The sequence below is a fragment of the Glutamicibacter nicotianae genome (assembly GCF_002797775.1).
Lineage (GTDB): Bacteria > Actinomycetota > Actinomycetes > Actinomycetales > Micrococcaceae > Glutamicibacter > Glutamicibacter nicotianae.
On the sequence record NZ_PGEY01000001.1, the window covers coordinates 2,578,055 to 2,593,943 of the forward strand.

General features: G+C 62.8%; 16 protein-coding genes. 7 read left to right on the forward strand and 9 right to left on the reverse strand.

The genetic code is table 11. The features are described 5' to 3' along the window. Nucleotides 1-54: 54 nt before the first annotated feature. The 7 genes from ATK23_RS11995 to ATK23_RS12025 all read left to right on the forward strand — a co-directional run bounded on the left by ATK23_RS11995 (nucleotide 55) and on the right by ATK23_RS12025 (nucleotide 8,014). Nucleotides 55-657, forward strand: a complete 603-nt coding sequence (locus ATK23_RS11995; protein ID WP_322787541.1) for a very short patch repair endonuclease — start codon at nucleotides 55-57, stop codon at nucleotides 655-657. Between the two features lie 74 nt (nucleotides 658-731). After that, nucleotides 732-2,015 (forward strand): MFS transporter, encoded by a 1,284-nt coding sequence (locus tag ATK23_RS12000; protein ID WP_083515611.1) that lies wholly within the window; start codon nucleotides 732-734, stop codon nucleotides 2,013-2,015. A 216-nt stretch (nucleotides 2,016-2,231) separates the two neighbouring features. Further along, nucleotides 2,232-3,776 (forward strand): ABC transporter substrate-binding protein, encoded by a 1,545-nt coding sequence (locus tag ATK23_RS12005; protein WP_066142313.1) that lies wholly within the window; start codon nucleotides 2,232-2,234, stop codon nucleotides 3,774-3,776. Nucleotide 3,777: 1 nt separating this feature from the next. Then, entirely contained in the window at nucleotides 3,778-4,731 is a 954-nt protein-coding gene (locus ATK23_RS12010) for an ABC transporter permease (protein WP_245858393.1), read from the forward strand. Continuing rightward, a complete protein-coding gene (locus ATK23_RS12015; RefSeq protein ID WP_066142316.1) occupies nucleotides 4,724-5,575 on the forward strand; it encodes an ABC transporter permease in 852 nt (283 codons plus the stop codon). Before ATK23_RS12010 ends, ATK23_RS12015 begins: the two co-directional genes overlap by 8 nt. Next, a complete protein-coding gene (locus tag ATK23_RS12020; RefSeq protein WP_066142319.1) occupies nucleotides 5,568-7,106 on the forward strand; it encodes an ABC transporter ATP-binding protein in 1,539 nt (512 codons plus the stop codon). Before ATK23_RS12015 ends, ATK23_RS12020 begins: the two co-directional genes overlap by 8 nt. Nucleotides 7,107-7,174: 68 nt before the next feature. Beyond that, nucleotides 7,175-8,014, forward strand: a complete 840-nt coding sequence (locus tag ATK23_RS12025) for a transporter substrate-binding domain-containing protein (protein ID WP_066142322.1) — start codon at nucleotides 7,175-7,177, stop codon at nucleotides 8,012-8,014. A gap of 103 nt (nucleotides 8,015-8,117) precedes the next feature. Here ATK23_RS12025 and ATK23_RS12030 read toward each other — a convergent pair whose 3' ends face one another. The 9 genes from ATK23_RS12030 to ATK23_RS12065 all read right to left on the reverse strand — a co-directional run bounded on the left by ATK23_RS12030 (nucleotide 8,118) and on the right by ATK23_RS12065 (nucleotide 15,881). After that, nucleotides 8,118-8,891 (reverse strand): SDR family NAD(P)-dependent oxidoreductase, encoded by a 774-nt coding sequence (locus ATK23_RS12030; RefSeq protein WP_066142324.1) that lies wholly within the window; start codon nucleotides 8,889-8,891, stop codon nucleotides 8,118-8,120. 33 nt (nucleotides 8,892-8,924) lie between these two features. Then, on the reverse strand, nucleotides 8,925-9,272 hold the full coding sequence (locus ATK23_RS12035; RefSeq protein WP_157066403.1) for a hypothetical protein: 348 nt from the start codon (nucleotides 9,270-9,272) through the stop codon (nucleotides 8,925-8,927). A gap of 409 nt (nucleotides 9,273-9,681) precedes the next feature. Then, nucleotides 9,682-10,584: a hydroxyquinol 1,2-dioxygenase gene (locus tag ATK23_RS12040; protein WP_066142329.1), complete on the reverse strand. Its 903-nt coding sequence runs from the start codon at nucleotides 10,582-10,584 to the stop codon at nucleotides 9,682-9,684. Between the two features lie 5 nt (nucleotides 10,585-10,589). Further along, the gene (locus tag ATK23_RS12045; RefSeq protein WP_066142336.1) at nucleotides 10,590-11,678 is read right to left on the reverse strand and encodes a maleylacetate reductase; all 1,089 of its coding nucleotides are present in this window, start codon (nucleotides 11,676-11,678) and stop codon (nucleotides 10,590-10,592) included. Further along, entirely contained in the window at nucleotides 11,675-11,806 is a 132-nt protein-coding gene (locus ATK23_RS16680; protein ID WP_255209572.1) for a hypothetical protein, read from the reverse strand. Before ATK23_RS16680 ends, ATK23_RS12045 begins: the two co-directional genes overlap by 4 nt. 85 nt (nucleotides 11,807-11,891) lie before the next feature. After that, a complete protein-coding gene (locus ATK23_RS12050; RefSeq protein WP_066142339.1) occupies nucleotides 11,892-13,094 on the reverse strand; it encodes a flavin reductase family protein in 1,203 nt (400 codons plus the stop codon). A 30-nt stretch (nucleotides 13,095-13,124) separates the two neighbouring features. Next, complete coding sequence (locus ATK23_RS12055) at nucleotides 13,125-14,078, reverse strand: PDR/VanB family oxidoreductase (RefSeq protein ID WP_066142343.1); 954 nt, start codon at nucleotides 14,076-14,078, stop codon at nucleotides 13,125-13,127. Next, nucleotides 14,075-14,590, reverse strand: a complete 516-nt coding sequence (locus tag ATK23_RS12060; RefSeq protein WP_217994570.1) for an aromatic-ring-hydroxylating dioxygenase subunit beta — start codon at nucleotides 14,588-14,590, stop codon at nucleotides 14,075-14,077. The genes ATK23_RS12055 and ATK23_RS12060 overlap by 4 nt, the downstream gene beginning before the upstream one ends. Beyond that, on the reverse strand, nucleotides 14,583-15,881 hold the full coding sequence (locus ATK23_RS12065) for an aromatic ring-hydroxylating oxygenase subunit alpha (protein WP_066142348.1): 1,299 nt from the start codon (nucleotides 15,879-15,881) through the stop codon (nucleotides 14,583-14,585). The genes ATK23_RS12060 and ATK23_RS12065 overlap by 8 nt, the downstream gene beginning before the upstream one ends. Nucleotides 15,882-15,889: the final 8 nt, after the last annotated feature.

Genomic DNA, 15,889 nt, shown 5'->3' on the forward strand with positions numbered 1-15,889 from the left:
CCCGCGCTACTGCGGCCGCCAGGATTTGAGAACCGTTGCAAGAGGTTTCACCCGATGGCCTCAGCAAGCCATCCAGTCAATGCCCAGCCAGCAACGCACGGCCTGGTTAGCGGCGCACAATGGACTATGGACATCATGTCGGCGGCGCAGCGTTCGCGGCTTATGTCGCGCATTTCCAGCAAGAACACCGGGCCGGAACTGGCCTTGCGCCGATTGCTGCATGCCGCCGGGTACCGTTACCGCGTGCACGGCATCCTGCCTGCACAGCAAGTTGCCCAGCTGCGCTCTGCGCATCCCGGGATCCCGTTGCGGGGCGGAAAGCTCCCCGGTTCCCCGGACCTCGTTTTCAGTGCCCGGCGCAAGGCGATCTTCGTCAACGGCTGCTTCTGGCACGGCCATGACTGCCCGGTGGGCCAGCGCCGCCCCGCATCCAATACGGGTTATTGGAATCCCAAGCTGGATGCCAATATCGCCCGGGACCAGCGCAACCTCGATAACCTGGCCGCGCTTGGCTGGGAATCGCTGACGCTCTGGGAGTGCGAACTGAAAACCATGGATGACGTCCTGCGCAGGGCAGCAAGCTTCCTCGGCCCCGTCCGCATCGCACAGCGCGACGCCACCGCGCAGGATCCGCCCCAGGGCACCGGCGTTGGCTAAGATCGGAGAGTCCACCCTGCCGATATCGAGGCCGCCGCTAGCGGTTAGCCGAACCAACACGTTCCCCGAGGTCCATGAAATCCAGCACCCCCCGCTTCGAAGTCCCGGTGCTTCTGGGAACACAGACGCTGTTCAATATCGGTTTCTACGCTGTGGTTCCTTTCCTTGCTGTAGTGCTAGCCAACGACTTCCTGCTGGCAGGTACCGCGGTGGGCCTGATCCTGGGTGTCCGGACCTTCGCCCAGCAAGGGCTCTTCCTGGCCGGAGGCAGCCTGGCCGATCGGTTCGGCGCCCGGCGCATGATTCTCATTGGTTGCGCGGTACGCGCCGCAGGGTTCTCCACACTGGCGGCCTCGCTGTCCTTGGGCGACCCGCAGCTCTGGCTATTTATCCTCGGCACATTGCTCACCGGATTCGGCGGAGCGCTCTTCTCCCCGGGCCTGAGCATCCTGGTGGGCGCGGCCCAGACCGCGCGCGACAGGGGCCAGGCCACGGGAGCCAAACGGGCCTCCCTGTTTGCCTGGCTGAGCATTACCGGAGAGATCGGCGCCGTGACCGGACCGCTGGTCGGGGCTGCACTGTGGGGCTGGGGGTTCGCAACAGTTGCAGGCTTCGGGGCGCTGTTCTTCATCGCCATCGGATTGTTCCTCGCTGCAGCCTTGCGCCGTCCCGCCCCGGACAGTTATTCGCGCGATCGCTCGGAAAGCCCGGAACAGCCGAAGCACCAGCCCGGCAGCCTGCGGCGCTGCCTTGCGGACCGGAAGTTCGTGGCGTTCTGCGCCTTGCATGCCTCGGACTTGCTGGCATACAACCAGCTCTATTTGGCCATTCCCCTGGAATTGCAACGCACTGGCATGCCCACCCAGTGGCTGGGACTGGTATTCGCTTGGATCTCTGTACTGACCTTGGGCTTGCAATTGCCCGTCGCCTGGATCGCTGCACGGATCGGCGCGGCGGCGACCCTGCGTTGCGGGTACTTCTCGAGCGCTTTGGGATTTGGCGTGCTGGCGTTCCTCCCGGCCTCGGCCTTCGGCGAGCAGACTGGTCCGATCCGCATTCTGTGCGCGGTCACTCTGCTGGCTTTGGGGCATATGAGCGTGCATCCCACGGCCTTGTCGTTGGTTCCAAAATTCGCCGGGCACCGCGCCACTGGATCCTACTTCGGCCTGCTCGCCAGCTGCGGCGGCCTGGCTGTGCTGGTGGGGAACATGCTGGTCGGGTGGCTCCTGGCGCAGGCCGGCCAGGATCTCATCCCCGGCTTCCTGCCTTGGCTTTTCCTCATGCTCCCCTTGGGCCTTGCTGCTTGGCTCGCCGCATTACTCGTGCGACGCTCAGGTGTCCTTGCCCAGGGTGCATGAACTGCGACACATGACGCTTAATCTGCGAAAAATTTCCATACGGCACCCCAACTTTGCACTACTCAGCTTCAACTCTTACAGAACGCTGCACGGGTGCTTTCCTTCCGGTTTTCAAGCGGGGTAATTATCAGCAAGACAAGGCCGCTAATTAGGGTACGCTTACCAAGGCACTATTGCATTAGATGCCAATCCATCACGTAATGCCGAAGGATTTCCATGAAACTTGGACGATTGAGCGCTGCCGCAGGATTCGCGGCCCTTGCCCTCGCGCTGGCCGCCTGCAGCTCCACCTCCGCCAGCTCCGCTCCGGAGAAAGCAGCGGACCCGGAGGCCCGGGTAGTCGTGGCCAACTTCCGTGCCCCGGTCTCCAATTGGGCGCTGGAAAGCGACGACGCCTACGTGCTCTCCATCGCCGGCTGCCTGGAAACCCTGGCCAAATACGACCAGGGAACCAAAACCGTCGAACCGATGCTCGCTACCTCCTGGAAGCAGGCCTCGGACACCGAATGGGACTTCGAGCTGCGCAAGAACGTGGAATTCCAAGATGGCACCATCATGGATGCCAAGGCCGTAGCCGCTTCACTCAACCATGTGCTCAAGGCGACCGCACCGGCCCGTGCGGTGAACCCCAAGACCATCAAGAAGGTCGAAGCCCTCGACGCTGATACCGTGCGGGTCACCACCCCCGGCGCGGATCCGCTGCTGCCCTACCGCATGGCCAGCGTGAACGCAGGTGTGCTCTCCCCTGCCGCGTACACCGGCAAGGGCATCGATCCGATGCATCATTGCACCGGGCCTTTCGCCCCGGTCTCCGAAAAAGCCGGGCAGTCCCTGACCTTGGACCGCAATGAGAATTACTGGGACGGCGAAGTGAAGCTGGCTGGCGGAGAAATCCGCTACATCACCGAAGGCGCCACCCGTGCCACCCAGGTGCAGACGGGCGAAGCGGACATCTCGATGTCCATCCCGGCCACCAGCCTGGCTACCCTGGAGGCCGATGACAAGATCAGCGTGCTCAAGGCCGATTCGCCTCGCACCTCGACCCTGTACCTGAACAACTCGCGCGCTCCATTCGACAACCCGGAGCTGCGCAAGGCCGCCACCATGGCTTTGGATCTGCCAGCCATGGCCGCCAGCATCTACGAAGGTGCAGCGCAGCCTGCCACCGGCCCCTTTGCCCCGAGCGAGCCTTGGGCCAACCCGGATCTGACAGTGCCCCAGGTGAATCTCGAGGAAGCCAAGAAGCTGGTGGAAGCTTCCGGATACAAGCAGGAGAAGCCGCTGGAAATCATTGCGATCACCGAACGCGCGGAGTTCGCCGGGGTAGGCGCCATCATCCAGGAGCAGTTCAAGCAGATCGGCTTGCAGGCCAACGTAGTGACCAAGTCCTACGGCGCCGCGGAGCCCGATGTGCTGGCCGGCAAGTACGACATGATCCTCAGCCAGCGCAACCGGATGATCGACATCGCTGATCCGATCGGCTTCCTGCAGTCCGACTACACCTGCGAGGGCGGCTACAACCTGAGCCACTACTGCAACGAGGACTATGACAAGCTGGTCGGCCAGGCACTGGTGGAGAAGGATGAAACCAAGCGCCACGACCTGTACCGCAAGGCAGGCGATATCCTCGCCGAAGACGCCGCGAACGTCTGGCTGGTCAACGAGCAGGCAATTGACGCCGTGGGAGCCAAGGTCCAGGGCTACGTCCAGGACCCGCTGACCCGCTACGTGCTGACCAAGGATCTGGCGAAGACCAGCTAGCGTGTCTCCTCTAACCACCATGCTGCGCCGAGTCCTTGGACTCGGCGCAGCAGTTCTGCTTTCATCCTTCGCGGTATTCCTGGTCCCCTTTGTTTCCCCCGGGGACCCCGTGCGCTCCTTGCTGCGCGCCCGCATGGACATTGGGGCCGCCGATGAGGCAACGGTGCAGGCCTACGCAGAGCAATTCGGCCTGCATGACCCGATGCTGGTGCAATTCGGAAGGTGGCTGGGCCGGTTCGCCACCGGAGACATGGGCATCTCGCATATCAGTGGTACCCCGGTAGCCGACCAGGTGCTCCCGGCCATTGGCGTCACCCTATCCTTGGCCGGCAGCGCCCTGCTGGTGGCCATAGTGGCCTCCATCCTTTTGGGCGTCGCTTCGGCAACCCGCGCCGGGCAATGGCCAGATAGGCTCATCACCTCCATCACCCATGCGCTCATTGCGATCCCTGAATACGCGCTGGCTCCGCTGCTGGTGCTGCTCTTCGCGGTGCGCTTCTCGCTGCTGCCCTCGGCCGGGTTCGATTCCCCTGCCTCGTTGGTGCTCCCGGTCTTCATTCTGGCCTTGCGCCCCATCAGCTTCTTCACCGTCGCGGTGCGCTCGGGGGTGTGCCAGGCTCTGGACTCTGAACATGTGCTGGCGGCTCGTGCCCGCGGGCTGAGCAGCACCCACGCTTTGGTTCGCCACGTGGTTCCCCACGGACTGCTGCCATTGTGGACCATGGTCGGTGTCTGGTTTGCCGGGTTGCTGGGCGGGTCGGTCATCGTGGAAGTCATCTTTGCCATTCCCGGCATGGGCAGGCTGATCTTCGACTCCATCGTTGATGCTGATATCCCGGTAGCCCAGGGCGGCGTGGTGGTTGTCGTGGCCTGTGCCGTGGTGGTGACCGGAATCGTTGACCTGGTGCACAAGATCAGTGACCCCAATGTGAGGATTGGTGTACGGCATGGCTAGGAATCATTCCAGGGAAATCCTGCTTTCACCTCCCGCGTTCATATTGCTGGCAGTGGTCATCCTGACCATCGCCGCCCCGTGGATTTCCCCTTATGATCCCAACGCCCAGAGCCTGGCGGACCGGTTGCAGGCACCCAGCCTGGCCCATTTGCTGGGCACCGATGCCCTGGGCCGCGACACCTTGAGCCGGGTGCTGCATGGTGGCCGGTTCTCGCTATCGGTAGCACTGATCACCACGCTGTTCTCGCTGCTGGTGGGCACCGCACTGGGCCTGCTCAGCGCGGTGCGCGGCGGCTGGCTGGATGAGCTCTCCCTGCGCGTGAACGACTTGCTGCTCGCGTTGCCCGAAATCGTGATTGCGCTGCTGATCATCGCGGTCATGGGACCCGGATTCTCCACTATGGTGCTTTCCGTGGGCGTCGTGGCATGGACCCCCACGGCACGGTTGGTGCGCTCCATGGCGGCCCAGGCATTGAGCACCCACCATGTCGAGGCCTCCAAGCATGTGGGTGCTTCACGCTGGTTCATCCTGCGCCATCATGTCCTGCCCTTCGTCGCGGGTCCGGTGCTGGCCCAGGCCGCTTTGCGCTTCGGCCTGTTGCTCGTATTGCTCGGCTCATTGTCCTATCTGGGCATCGGAGTCCAGCCGCCGCAGTCCGACTGGGGTTCGATGCTGGCCGAGGCCCAGCCTCATGCGATCCGCTCCCCGTGGGGCATGATTGCACCGGGCGCAGCCATCTTCCTGGTCAGCTTCTGCGTTACCCTGCTGGGCAATCGCATCACCCACGTGCTGGGCGGGCAGGACGTGCTTGCTACCGAGGCCAAGGCGGAAATCCATGACTAGAGAACTTGAATTCATTGATCTCTCGGTCAGCTCCGGCGATCAGCGGTTGCTTTCCGAGGCACGTGGCGCCTTGAGAGCCGGCGAACTGGTGGCGGTGGTAGGGCGTTCCGGTTCCGGCAAGACGCTGCTCACCAAGGCGATTATCGGCCTGCTGCCCCAGCAGCTGCGTGCTGAGGGCAAGATCCTGCTTGATGGCCAGCGCCTTGACCAGCTGGACGAGAAAGCCATGGACTCGGTGCGCGGACGACGCATCAGCATGCTGTTCCAACAGCCTAAGCGCGTGATGAACCCGCGGTTGACCATCCGCGCGCACCTGCTCGAGGCCTTGGGAGCTCACGGCTGGGGCAAAGCCCGCCAGCATGAGGATCGGGTGCTGTCCTTGCTCGAGGAAGTAGGCCTGTCTCCCGCCAAGCAGATTGCCAGCAAACGCCCGGACCAGCTCTCCGGCGGGATGGCCCAGCGCGCCATGCTTGCCATCGCCCTAGCCGCTGATCCGGAGTTCATCCTGGCCGATGAACCGACATCATCTTTGGATTCGATCCTCAAGTCCGAGGTGCTGCAATTGCTGCGCCGCAAGCAGCAGGAGCGCGGCGTAGGCGTCCTGTTCGTTACTCATGACATCGCCAGCATCCAGCACATCGCGGATCGCGTTGTAGTAGTCAGCGACGGTCAGATTGTGGACCAGTGCCCTACCGCGCTGATCTTCTCCAAGGACCGCCACTCCAAGACACGCGAGCTTATCGAAGCCAGCTTGCCTCCTCTGCGCACGCTCCGTGCGACGGATTCGGCATGCTTGCTCGAGTCGGTGGACGCGGGCAAGAACTATACGCGCCGCGCAAAAGGCCCGGCAGCATTGAACCCCACGAGCTTGCGCCTGCATGGTGGCCAGGTCCTGGGTGTGGTGGGCCGCTCAGGTTCCGGCAAGAGCACCTTTGCCAGGCTGCTGGCCGGGTTGGAACAGCCAACCACCGGTCGGATCATTCAGGCGCACCATAATGGCGAAGCAACCCGGGTGCAGGTCATCGCCCAGGAACCCTATTCCTCCTTCGATCCCCGGCTTACCATCCGCACTTCGATGAGCGCGGCGGTGCACCGGCTGCCGGCAATCCAGGCCGGCGAGCGCATGGCGCAAGCCATGGCCCAGGTGGGATTGCCCGAGCAATTGCTGGATCGCAGGCCGGGCCAGTGTTCAGGCGGCCAGCTCCAGCGACTGGCTATCGCACGTGCGCTGCTGACCGAGCCGCAGGTTTTGATCTGCGATGAATCCACCTCGGCACTGGATTCGGTAGCCCAGCGCCACATCCTGGACCTGCTGCTTGATTTGCGCGAGCAAATGGGGCTGAGCCTCGTGGTCATCTCCCACGACATGGACGTGATCCGCTATGTGAGTGATGACGTGGCAGTGTTCTACGAGGGCGAGCTGGTGGAGCATCGCCCCCTCGACGATTTCCTGGTTGACCCGGAACACCAGCACAGCAAGGACCTCGTGGCCGCGCTGGACATCACTGCGGCGGTTCCTGCCGCCGGCTGAATTCTGCTCGCGTAAGAAAACTCGGAAGTCTTGTGCCCTGACTTGGACCGCTTATAGATTGATGGACTATGACCGACAGTTCACAGAAGAATCCGTCCATCACCCGCCGGTTGCCATTGCTGTTCCTATGCGCGGCCTTGTTCCTTTCAGGCTGTTCGGCTCCAGCCCCGGAATCTGGCGACGACCAGAAGCCAGCTTCCGACAGCACCCGGCTGGCCAGCGTAATTGAAGCCGGAACGCTGAATGTCTGCACCACCGGGGACTACCGGCCGTTCACCTACCTCGACCCGGAAACCGGGGAATGGTCGGGAATCGACATCACGATGGCCAAGGATCTTGCCGAGTCCATGGGCGTCGAACCCGAGTTCATCCAGACCTCATGGAAGGACTTGATGCCGGACTTCCTCTCCAATTGCGACATGGCAGTAGGCGGGGTTTCCATTTCCATGGAACGTGCCCAGCAGGCCTACTACAGCGAAGCCACACTGGACGAGGGCAAGACACCCATCACCCTATGCGAGAACGTGGAGAAGTACGACACGATCAAGGAAATCAACCAGCCCGGGGTCCGTTCCATCACCCCGATCGGCGGCACCAACGAAAAATTCGCAGACGCGAACTATCCCGACGGGGAAATCATCCGCTTCGAGGACAACAACAAGATCTTCGATGAGATCATTGCCGGACGGGCGGATGTGATGACCACCGATGCCTCGGAAACCCGGTGGGTGGCCAATGAGCATCCCGAGCTGTGCGCAGTGCACCCGGACAAGCCGTTCAACTTCTCCCAGAAGGCCTACCTGCTGCCGCTGGGTGATGACGAGTTCCAGGAGTACGTGAACCAGTGGCTGAACATGGCCAAGAACGACGGGACGCTCGCCGCGGCCGAGAAGCCCTGGTTCGGGTAACTTCCGCCAGAACATGACAATAGGCCAGTGGCCACGCCTCGAACTCTTCGGAGCGTGGCCACTGGCTTCTTCTTTTCCTTGAACTTGCCCGGACCCAGAACTGCTAATGCATGTGGCTGCCACCATTGATGTCAAGGGTGGTGCCGGTGAGGTAGGAAGCGCCTTCGGATACCAGGAAGCCGATGACCGATGCGACTTCTCCAGTGGTTGCGGTGCGCCCAATGGGGATCCCCGCGGCACTGGCCGCTTCCTGCTCGTCGGTGCTGCCAACGCGGATGTTGGTATCCACAGCGCCTGGTGCAATCGCGTTGACGGTGACACCGCTGGCCGAGATCTCACGGGCCAGCGCCTTGGTGAAACCGAGGATTGCCGCTTTCGCCGAGGAATAAGGAACCTTGCCAAAGACGCCGCCGCCACGTTGGGCTGACACGGAGGAGATGTTGATTATTCGTCCCCATCCACTGTCGATCATTTCCGGCAGGAATGCCTTGGTAACCAAGTACGTGCCCGTGGCGTTGACGTTCATGATCTTGTTCCAGATATCCAAAGTCGTATCCAGGAAATCCACCGGGGACGTAATACCCGCGATATTCACTACGGCGCCGGTGGGAGGCAGCTCCGGTGCGGCGACGCGCGCTGCCACTGCCGCCTGCGCCGTGGCGACCGAGGACTCGTCGGCGACGTCGATCTCGTGGCCGAATGCCGGCACGCCAAATTCTTCAGCAATCTCCGCGGCTACGCGCTCGGATGCGGCGTGGTCCAGATCCAGAATCGCTATGCCCCAGCCTTCCCGGGCTAAGTGCCGGGCGGTTTCGATGCCGATCCCCTGGGGCGAGGTTGCACCTGTCAGTACAGCAGTGCGCTGGATTTGTTTCATCGGATTCCTGCTTTCAATTCGGCTCGCCCTAATTCAACGCTTCTCGGCGATGTTCTCGAAGAGCACGCGCGTGCTGGTCACCTGGCTAGGCTTACACTCTTGGCTCGCCGAAGCCATGCGCAGCAGCGGGTTCACGCTCACGCAGGCGCTCGCCCTCCCGTTCGTGCTCACCGGGGCCGCGGTCTTCGGCCCGTGGTTCACGGCCAACGCCGGGGACAGGTTCGGTCCTGCGTGAATCGCGGTGTTCTGCGCGGGGCTCACCCTGATCGGACTGCTGGGCCTGCGCTTCGCGGCCTCGCCCGACATGGCGATGGCGATCATCCTCGTGGCACTGCTGGGAGTGGGCGGGCATTCGACCCAGAACCTTTCCTGCCGAATCACGCCAGGCAACTGGCGCCTCGGACAGTGCGTTGCTGTTCCTGCCATGCTGGATGCCGGGCGTGGCCGCGAGGGAAGAAGCAGCGGCACCCCGACCGCAAAAATGACCTACTTTCTTCGGTTAATGCTTGATCTCAATCATCAGGGTCACCGTCCACGTCAGCCAACAGCGTGCATCGCCATCGCCTGCGGCGGTTTAGCCGGACGTGACCGGGAACCGATGAAGCCGCCGGTAAGTGCGTATCGTTTCTTCGGCATTCGCAGGCCGGGGCGACGCAATTGCTACGCATCTGAAACACGCGCAATGTCCTGCATCTCCCGGAAACGCAGAATGCCCGGTCCGAATGGACCGGGCTATTCGCCGTGGGTTGCCTCATGCGCGGAACCCCGCGCCCTCTGCGGTTGGCAGGGGCTACTGGGCCGGAGCCAGGACGATGTCGAAGCGGACCCTGGCCCACTGTTCATCATCCAGATCCCGTCCGTCCGGGGTTTGCGTCCCCGCGGCAACCTGCTCGAAGTTCTTGATCAGGGACTGCTTCACGCCGAAGACGGTATCGGATTTCAGTAGTTCATCTCCCTGCACAAAAATGTGGGTGATCAGGGTGCGAAGCTGCGGGGCAGTCACCATGAAATGCAGATGGCTGGCTCGCATCGGAGAACGCCCTGTGGCCGTGAGCATCCGCCCCACCGGCCCGTCATGCGGAATCGGGTACGGAGTGGGGGTCAGGCCCCAGAAACGGTATTCCCCGTTCTCGTCACTGAACAAATGCGCCCGGCCGTAGACCCGGCCATCGGTGTGCTGGACATCGTAGAACCCCTCGTCATCCGCTTCCCACACCTCGATGCGGGCGCCCGGGACCGGGTTGCCGTCCGTGTCCTTGACCGTGCCCTCGACCCAACATGGCTGTCCCGCGGCGCCTCCGGCGATGTCTCCGCCGATTTCGATCAGGGGCGCATCGTCCACGAAGAACGGGCCGAAGACCGTAGCCTCGGTGGCATCCCCGTAGGCTTCGTTGTTGACGTTGATCGTCTGCATCGACACCCCGAGGACGTCGGAGAGCAGCACGAATTCCTGGCGTTGGTCATCGGTGATGTGCCCAACCTCGGTGAGGAATGAAATCGCGGTGCTCCATTCCTCTTCGGTGAGCCGCACGTCGCGGACGAAGGCATGCAGGTGCCTGACCAGTGACTGCATGACCTGCTTCAACCGCTCATCGGCGCATCCTTCAAACGATTTGAGGACGTTGCGGATCAGTCGTTCTTCGATGTCCTGTTGATCGACGCTGGAGGTGCTCTGGCTGGTGCTGGTAGTCATCGTGATTATCCGTTCAAGACCGGCGTAAAAAGGGTGGCTGGATCTTCCCCGCGCAGGGCGGCGGACAACAGCGCGGTGAGGTTCTCCTCGGTGGGGGCCTGAGGGTTGTTGGCAGGAATCAGCGGCAGCACCGTTGACACCGCCAGGGGGATGTCCGCTTCGGTGAACCCGTAGTCGGCCAGGGCCTTGGGGGCGTCCAGCTGCGCCCGCAGCTTCTGCAGCCCGTCAAGCGCATCATCCGACCCCAGGGCGGCGGCAATGCGTTCCGCGGCTTCCGGTGCGGCGGCGGCGTTGAAGGCCAGCACGTAGGGAAGCACCGTGGCGTGGGTCTGCGCATGCGGGAGGTTGAAGGTGCCGCCCAGAACGTGGCAGATCTTGTGGTGGATGCCGGATCCGGCCGAGGCGAAGGCCACCGCCGAGAGGTAGGCGCCGTACAACGCCTGCTCGCGGCCATCCAGGTCCAGCGGATCCTTGGTGATCCGAGACAGCCCGGAGGCCAGCGCGCGGATGCCTTCCGCCGACAGCGCCATGTTGATCGGGTCCACGCGCGGGCCCCACATGGAGTCGATGCAGTGGGCCATGCCGTTCAGGCCAGAGGCGATGGACAGTTCCACGGGAAGGCTCAGCGTCAGCTGTGCGTCGTAGATGACTGTCACCGGGAGCACCTTGTCATCCACCCCGGTGCGCTTGAACTCGTCTTCGGTCAGGCCCCACACGTTAGTGGCCTCGGAGCCTGCGTAGGTGGTGGGCACCGCAACGATGGGCAGGGCGGTGGTCATGGCGACGGCCTTGGCCAGACCGGTGGTTGAACCGCCGCCCACGCACACCAGCAGGTCGATCTCGTTATCCGCTGCGGTCTGGCGGGCACGTTGCGCCACGTCCAGCGGCACATGCATGACCACCTCGTGGTGCCATAGCGCCACGTCTATGTCTGCCGCGACTTCTCGAGCCATCTGCGCTTCGAAGCCCGAGGCGATGACCATGATGCGCTTGGCGCCCAGACGTTCTACTTCCTCCACGAGATGCTGCGAGGCTTTTCCCGAGCCGAACAGTACCCGCTGGCCCAGGGTCGTGTGCAAAAATTCGAGGCTCATCTGTCTTCTATCTCGCTTTCCAAGATCTTCACTTCTTTTGGCTGTTGGCCGGCCTGGGTCGCCGGGGCCATCTGCAGGCCGCCCCACGGATCCGCGACGAACCCGAGGTGCGTATCGTAGATATCCATTATTTTCGTCACCCTCTTCAAGGTCGTCGATGATTTTCGGTTGAGTTTTCCGTGCGCGGCCCGCCGGGTCCCGGATCGCGCAATGCTACGGGAGCACCGGCTGGTAGTTGGCCGGGGTAGCGCCGCCGATCAGTTCGGTGACCTTCTGCCCCGCTTTCAGTGCCGTGGATACCACCTCGGCGAACCGATCAGGGCTGGCATCCGGTCCGAAGCCCGTGACCACCAGATCGTAGTGGGCGGTGCCATCCGGTCCGAAGACCGGAACCTGGATCAGGGTGGCGTACTTTTCCGGATGCGGGTCGCTGCGGAATTTGTGGAAGTCGCTTTCCATCTGCTTCCAAAGCTGCGCCATGGGAGCATCCGAAGTGGAGCAGGCAATGGCCCGCTCGTAGTACGAGGCGCGGTTGGGGCCGAAGGACAGGCTGTAGCCGTTGCGCTGCACCTGCGCGATAGCATCTTCCAGCGCTCGGTCATCCCACTGGCCGTGGAATGCCTTGGCCGCCGAAATCCAAGCGTTGCGGCACGCATCGGTGCCCCAGACGGCAAATGCCGGCGCGATCGGAGCGGCGAACGGGAAGGACATCCCGCCGTAGGGCATACGCGAGTTCGCCTCGCTGAGCACCAACACGGATTCGCCGATGACCGTGCTGAGCGTGCATTCGACATCCAGCTCGGCGGCGAGCTCGCGCACGGAGTCCCCCACCTTGTTCGCGACCTTCAGCCGGGAGGCCAGGTCCGTCCCGCCGGGCACCCCGATGGGGGTGTTGAAGGATCCGTATTGGCCGCCGAGGAACAGCAGCGGCATGGTTCCCGAACGTCGTCCCAGCCCCAGGCCTTCGACGGCGCCCAGGATGATCTTGTGGTCTCCGGCCGGCATGACGTCGCTGACGCTCGCGTCGAACCAGGCAACCGCGTCGCCCAGCTGGGGTATTCCGTGGGCATCGAATTCCCACTCTTCCCCGGCGAAGCGCTTTTCGTGCGGGGTGCGCATGAAGCGGCGCACCAGTTCCTCGTGCTCGTCTCCCAGCACCGAGGCACGGAAACGTCCTGTGCCGATGATGAAATCCAGGGTCCGCGACGTATTCATGGGCATGAAGCCCACCAGAGGCGGATCCTGCGAAACGGAGGTAAAGGTGCCGACCACCATTCCCACGGGATTCTTGTGTTCATCAACCGAGGTGATGAGGGTTACTCCCGTCGGGTATTGCCCCAGCACCTTGCGCCAGTAGTTCTTGCTTTCCTGCGAATCGCTTGCGAGGGTGCTCGCAACATTTGATGTCAAGGTCACGTTATTCTCCGGATGCTAAATCTCGAGCGTCTAGTAGAGCTCGATGACCAATTTTTCTGACCGCGCTCGCGACACGCACAACGCAATCTGGTTTCCCGCGGCCTTGTCGGCCTTGGAAAGGCAGTTATCCCGATGCTCGGGTTCCCCTTCCAGGAGGCCGGAGACGCAGGAACCGCAGATGCCTTCCTCGCAGGACTTGAACACGTCGATGCCGTTGTCCTCCAGGACCGCAAGGATGCTGCGGTCGGCCGGAACGTCGAACGATTCGCCGGTATCCAGTTCGACCACGAAGGCCGAATCCCCGTAGGTCTCGACCTCGGCCGCCTCGAAATGCTCGAGGTGGACGTTTTCGGAGCCGACGCTCGGGGCGAAGACCTGGACGACCTGGTCCATGAACCCGGCCGGGCCGCAGGTGTACACGTGGCTGGCTTCGCTGAGCGCATCGGTGAGCGATGCCAGCAATTCGGCCTGGGCCGCACGCGGCACCCCGACGTGCAGCACCACGCGGGAACGGAACTCGGCGCGGTTCTCCAGCAGGTCCGCGAAGGACATCTCCGATCGCGACCTGGCGAAGTAGTGCAGTTCGAAATCCTCGCCGCGCGAGTGCAGCTGGTAGGCCATGGAAAGCAGCGGAGTCACCCCGATGCCGCCGGCGACCAGCAGGTGCTTGTCCGCAGTGGATGCGATGGCCAGCAGGTTGCGAGGCTTGCCGATCTTCAGGAAATCCCCGGCCTGCACCTCATGCAGAGCCACCGAGCCGCCGCGTGAATCCGCTTCGCGCTTCACCGCTATCATCAGCGACGAGGGATCTTCAGGGGGCGAGCACAGCGAATACTGTCGCAGCACCCCGGTGGGGCCGATGACATCGATATGCGCGCCGGCTTGGTAAGGCGTGAAGTCTTTTCCGTCTTCACGCACCAGCCTCAGGCTACGGATACCCGGTCCTTCTTCGGTGACTTCCTCAACCCGCACACGCAAGCTCATAGCAGGAACCCGGCGGCAGGGACGACATCCTCGCTATCCACCAAGCGGATGATCTTGCGCAGGATCCGGTCTTCGGCAGCGGTGGCACCCAGGCGGATGCTGTATTCGACTTCGCCGGCCCACAGGTCGTGATTGCCGCGCTTGTAGGCGATGAGCACCTGGGCCGCGTGCAGGGTGACCTGCTCGTCGCTGGCCTCGTCCACCGAGAACCGCGACACGGTGCGGATGGTGCGGGCCGCGTCCAGTGCGGCAATTGCATGGCCCTCGGTCATGCGGTGCACACGCAGCCGGCGCATCCGCCGATCGTCGTAGATCATGTTCAGCGAATTGTCGAAGTCCGTGGTCTGCGGGTCGATGGGGATGATGTAGTGCCCGTCATCCGTATACAGCTCATTCCATGCTTCGTATTCGGCCTGATCCAGCAGCTGTGCTTCGCGCCAGACCAATTCGATGGCTCGCAGCACGCGCTCGTCGGTCAGGGTGCCCTGTGTCATCAATGCTTGTTCAGTCATCGCTCATCATCTTCTTCCACTGTCGGTAGGCGGCACGCAATCCGGTTTCGTCGGTTACGTGGGAGGTGGTCCAGCCTTCTTCGCTGGTGACTTCGCGGGCCATCCCGCGGTTGACCATGATCGGCATTTCCGGGGACGCCTGCGAGCCGCGCTGCACGCGGTCCCATCCCTCGGAGTCATCGGGGGTGCCGAAGCCGAAGGGTCCCTGGAAGTGCTCGTGGATGCGCAGGCGTTCGCGGTTGACCGGTCCGGTGATGTTCTCCGGGCCGTCTGGGCCCAGGGCAACGTGCTCGATTTCGGTCTGGCCGACGTTCAGCGGGCGCAGCACACGCAGGAAGGAGATCGACATTGAAACGTTCGGGAACAGGTTCAGATTGAAGCCGGTGCCGTGCATCGCCAGGATCAAACGGCGAATCTGGGCTTCGTCGACGCCCTGCTCGCGCAGTTCGGCCACCACGTGGTTGAAGCGGGCCTGCAGCGGCTCGTCCGGATCCACCTTGTCCAGGTCCGAGTGCGCCGGAACCATCTGCATGACACTGTGGCCGTTGCCCAGGTCGTGGGTGATGCACTTTTCATCGGTCATGAATTCCATCATGTTCGCGGTTTCTTCGTCGACCGATGCCATCCAGGAGCGGTGCACGATCGGGAAGTGGTAGCCGTCGGTGGTGTTCTCCAGCTGGATCTTCCAGTTGCCGTTGAACTTGAAACGGTGCTTGCCCAGGACCTTGACTGGGTAGCCCGCGCCCTGCTTGAAGAACAGATCGATCCACGGCTTCACATCGCCCAGGAAGTCTTCCAGCGACTCGATGTCGTCCTTGTAGGTCGCGAAGATCATGCCGCCGTAGGATTCGGTGCGCAGTTTCTTCAGCGACATTTCGCTCTTCTCCATGACGCCCTCGTAGCCGTCCGGGTATGGGATGCCGCGCAGCTTGCCGTCCAGGGCGTAGGACCAGGCGTGGTAGGGGCAGGTGAAACCGTTGACTTCACCCTTCGGCTTCTCGCAGACGCTGGCGCCGCGGTGGCGGCAGCGGTTGATCAGGGTGTTGATGTTGCCCTTGCGGTCCTTGGTGATGATCACCGGGTGCTTGCCCACGAAGGTGGACTTGAAGCTGCCGGCCTTGGGCAGTTCGCTTTCGTGCGCCACCCAGACCCAGGTGCTTTCGAAGATCTTCGACTGCTCTTCATCGAACAGCGCCGGATCGGTGTACATGCGCCCGGCCACTCGATCTTCCTGCACCAGGTCGGCGGCGGGCAGATCATAAATGGTTTCGGCGGTGAATTCGGTAGTCATAATTCTTC

Bases quoted from the DNA above. Each gene is read 5' to 3' on its own strand.
- ATK23_RS11995 (WP_322787541.1), top strand. From the start codon at position 55: ATGGCCTCAGCAAGCCATCCAGTCAATGCCCAGCCAGCAACGCACGGC.
- ATK23_RS12000 (WP_083515611.1), top strand. From the start codon at position 732: ATGAAATCCAGCACCCCCCGCTTCGAAGTCCCGGTGCTTCTGGGAACA.
- ATK23_RS12005 (WP_066142313.1), top strand. From the start codon at position 2,232: ATGAAACTTGGACGATTGAGCGCTGCCGCAGGATTCGCGGCCCTTGCC.
- ATK23_RS12015 (WP_066142316.1), top strand. From the start codon at position 4,724: ATGGCTAGGAATCATTCCAGGGAAATCCTGCTTTCACCTCCCGCGTTC.
- ATK23_RS12020 (WP_066142319.1), top strand. From the start codon at position 5,568: ATGACTAGAGAACTTGAATTCATTGATCTCTCGGTCAGCTCCGGCGAT.
- ATK23_RS12025 (WP_066142322.1), top strand. From the start codon at position 7,175: ATGACCGACAGTTCACAGAAGAATCCGTCCATCACCCGCCGGTTGCCA.
- ATK23_RS12030 (WP_066142324.1), bottom strand. From the start codon at position 8,891: ATGAAACAAATCCAGCGCACTGCTGTACTGACAGGTGCAACCTCGCCC.
- ATK23_RS12040 (WP_066142329.1), bottom strand. From the start codon at position 10,584: ATGACTACCAGCACCAGCCAGAGCACCTCCAGCGTCGATCAACAGGAC.
- ATK23_RS12045 (WP_066142336.1), bottom strand. From the start codon at position 11,678: ATGAGCCTCGAATTTTTGCACACGACCCTGGGCCAGCGGGTACTGTTC.
- ATK23_RS16680 (WP_255209572.1), bottom strand. From the start codon at position 11,806: ATGGATATCTACGATACGCACCTCGGGTTCGTCGCGGATCCGTGGGGC.
- ATK23_RS12055 (WP_066142343.1), bottom strand. From the start codon at position 14,078: ATGAGCTTGCGTGTGCGGGTTGAGGAAGTCACCGAAGAAGGACCGGGT.
- ATK23_RS12060 (WP_217994570.1), bottom strand. From the start codon at position 14,590: ATGACTGAACAAGCATTGATGACACAGGGCACCCTGACCGACGAGCGC.
- ATK23_RS12065 (WP_066142348.1), bottom strand. From the start codon at position 15,881: ATGACTACCGAATTCACCGCCGAAACCATTTATGATCTGCCCGCCGCC.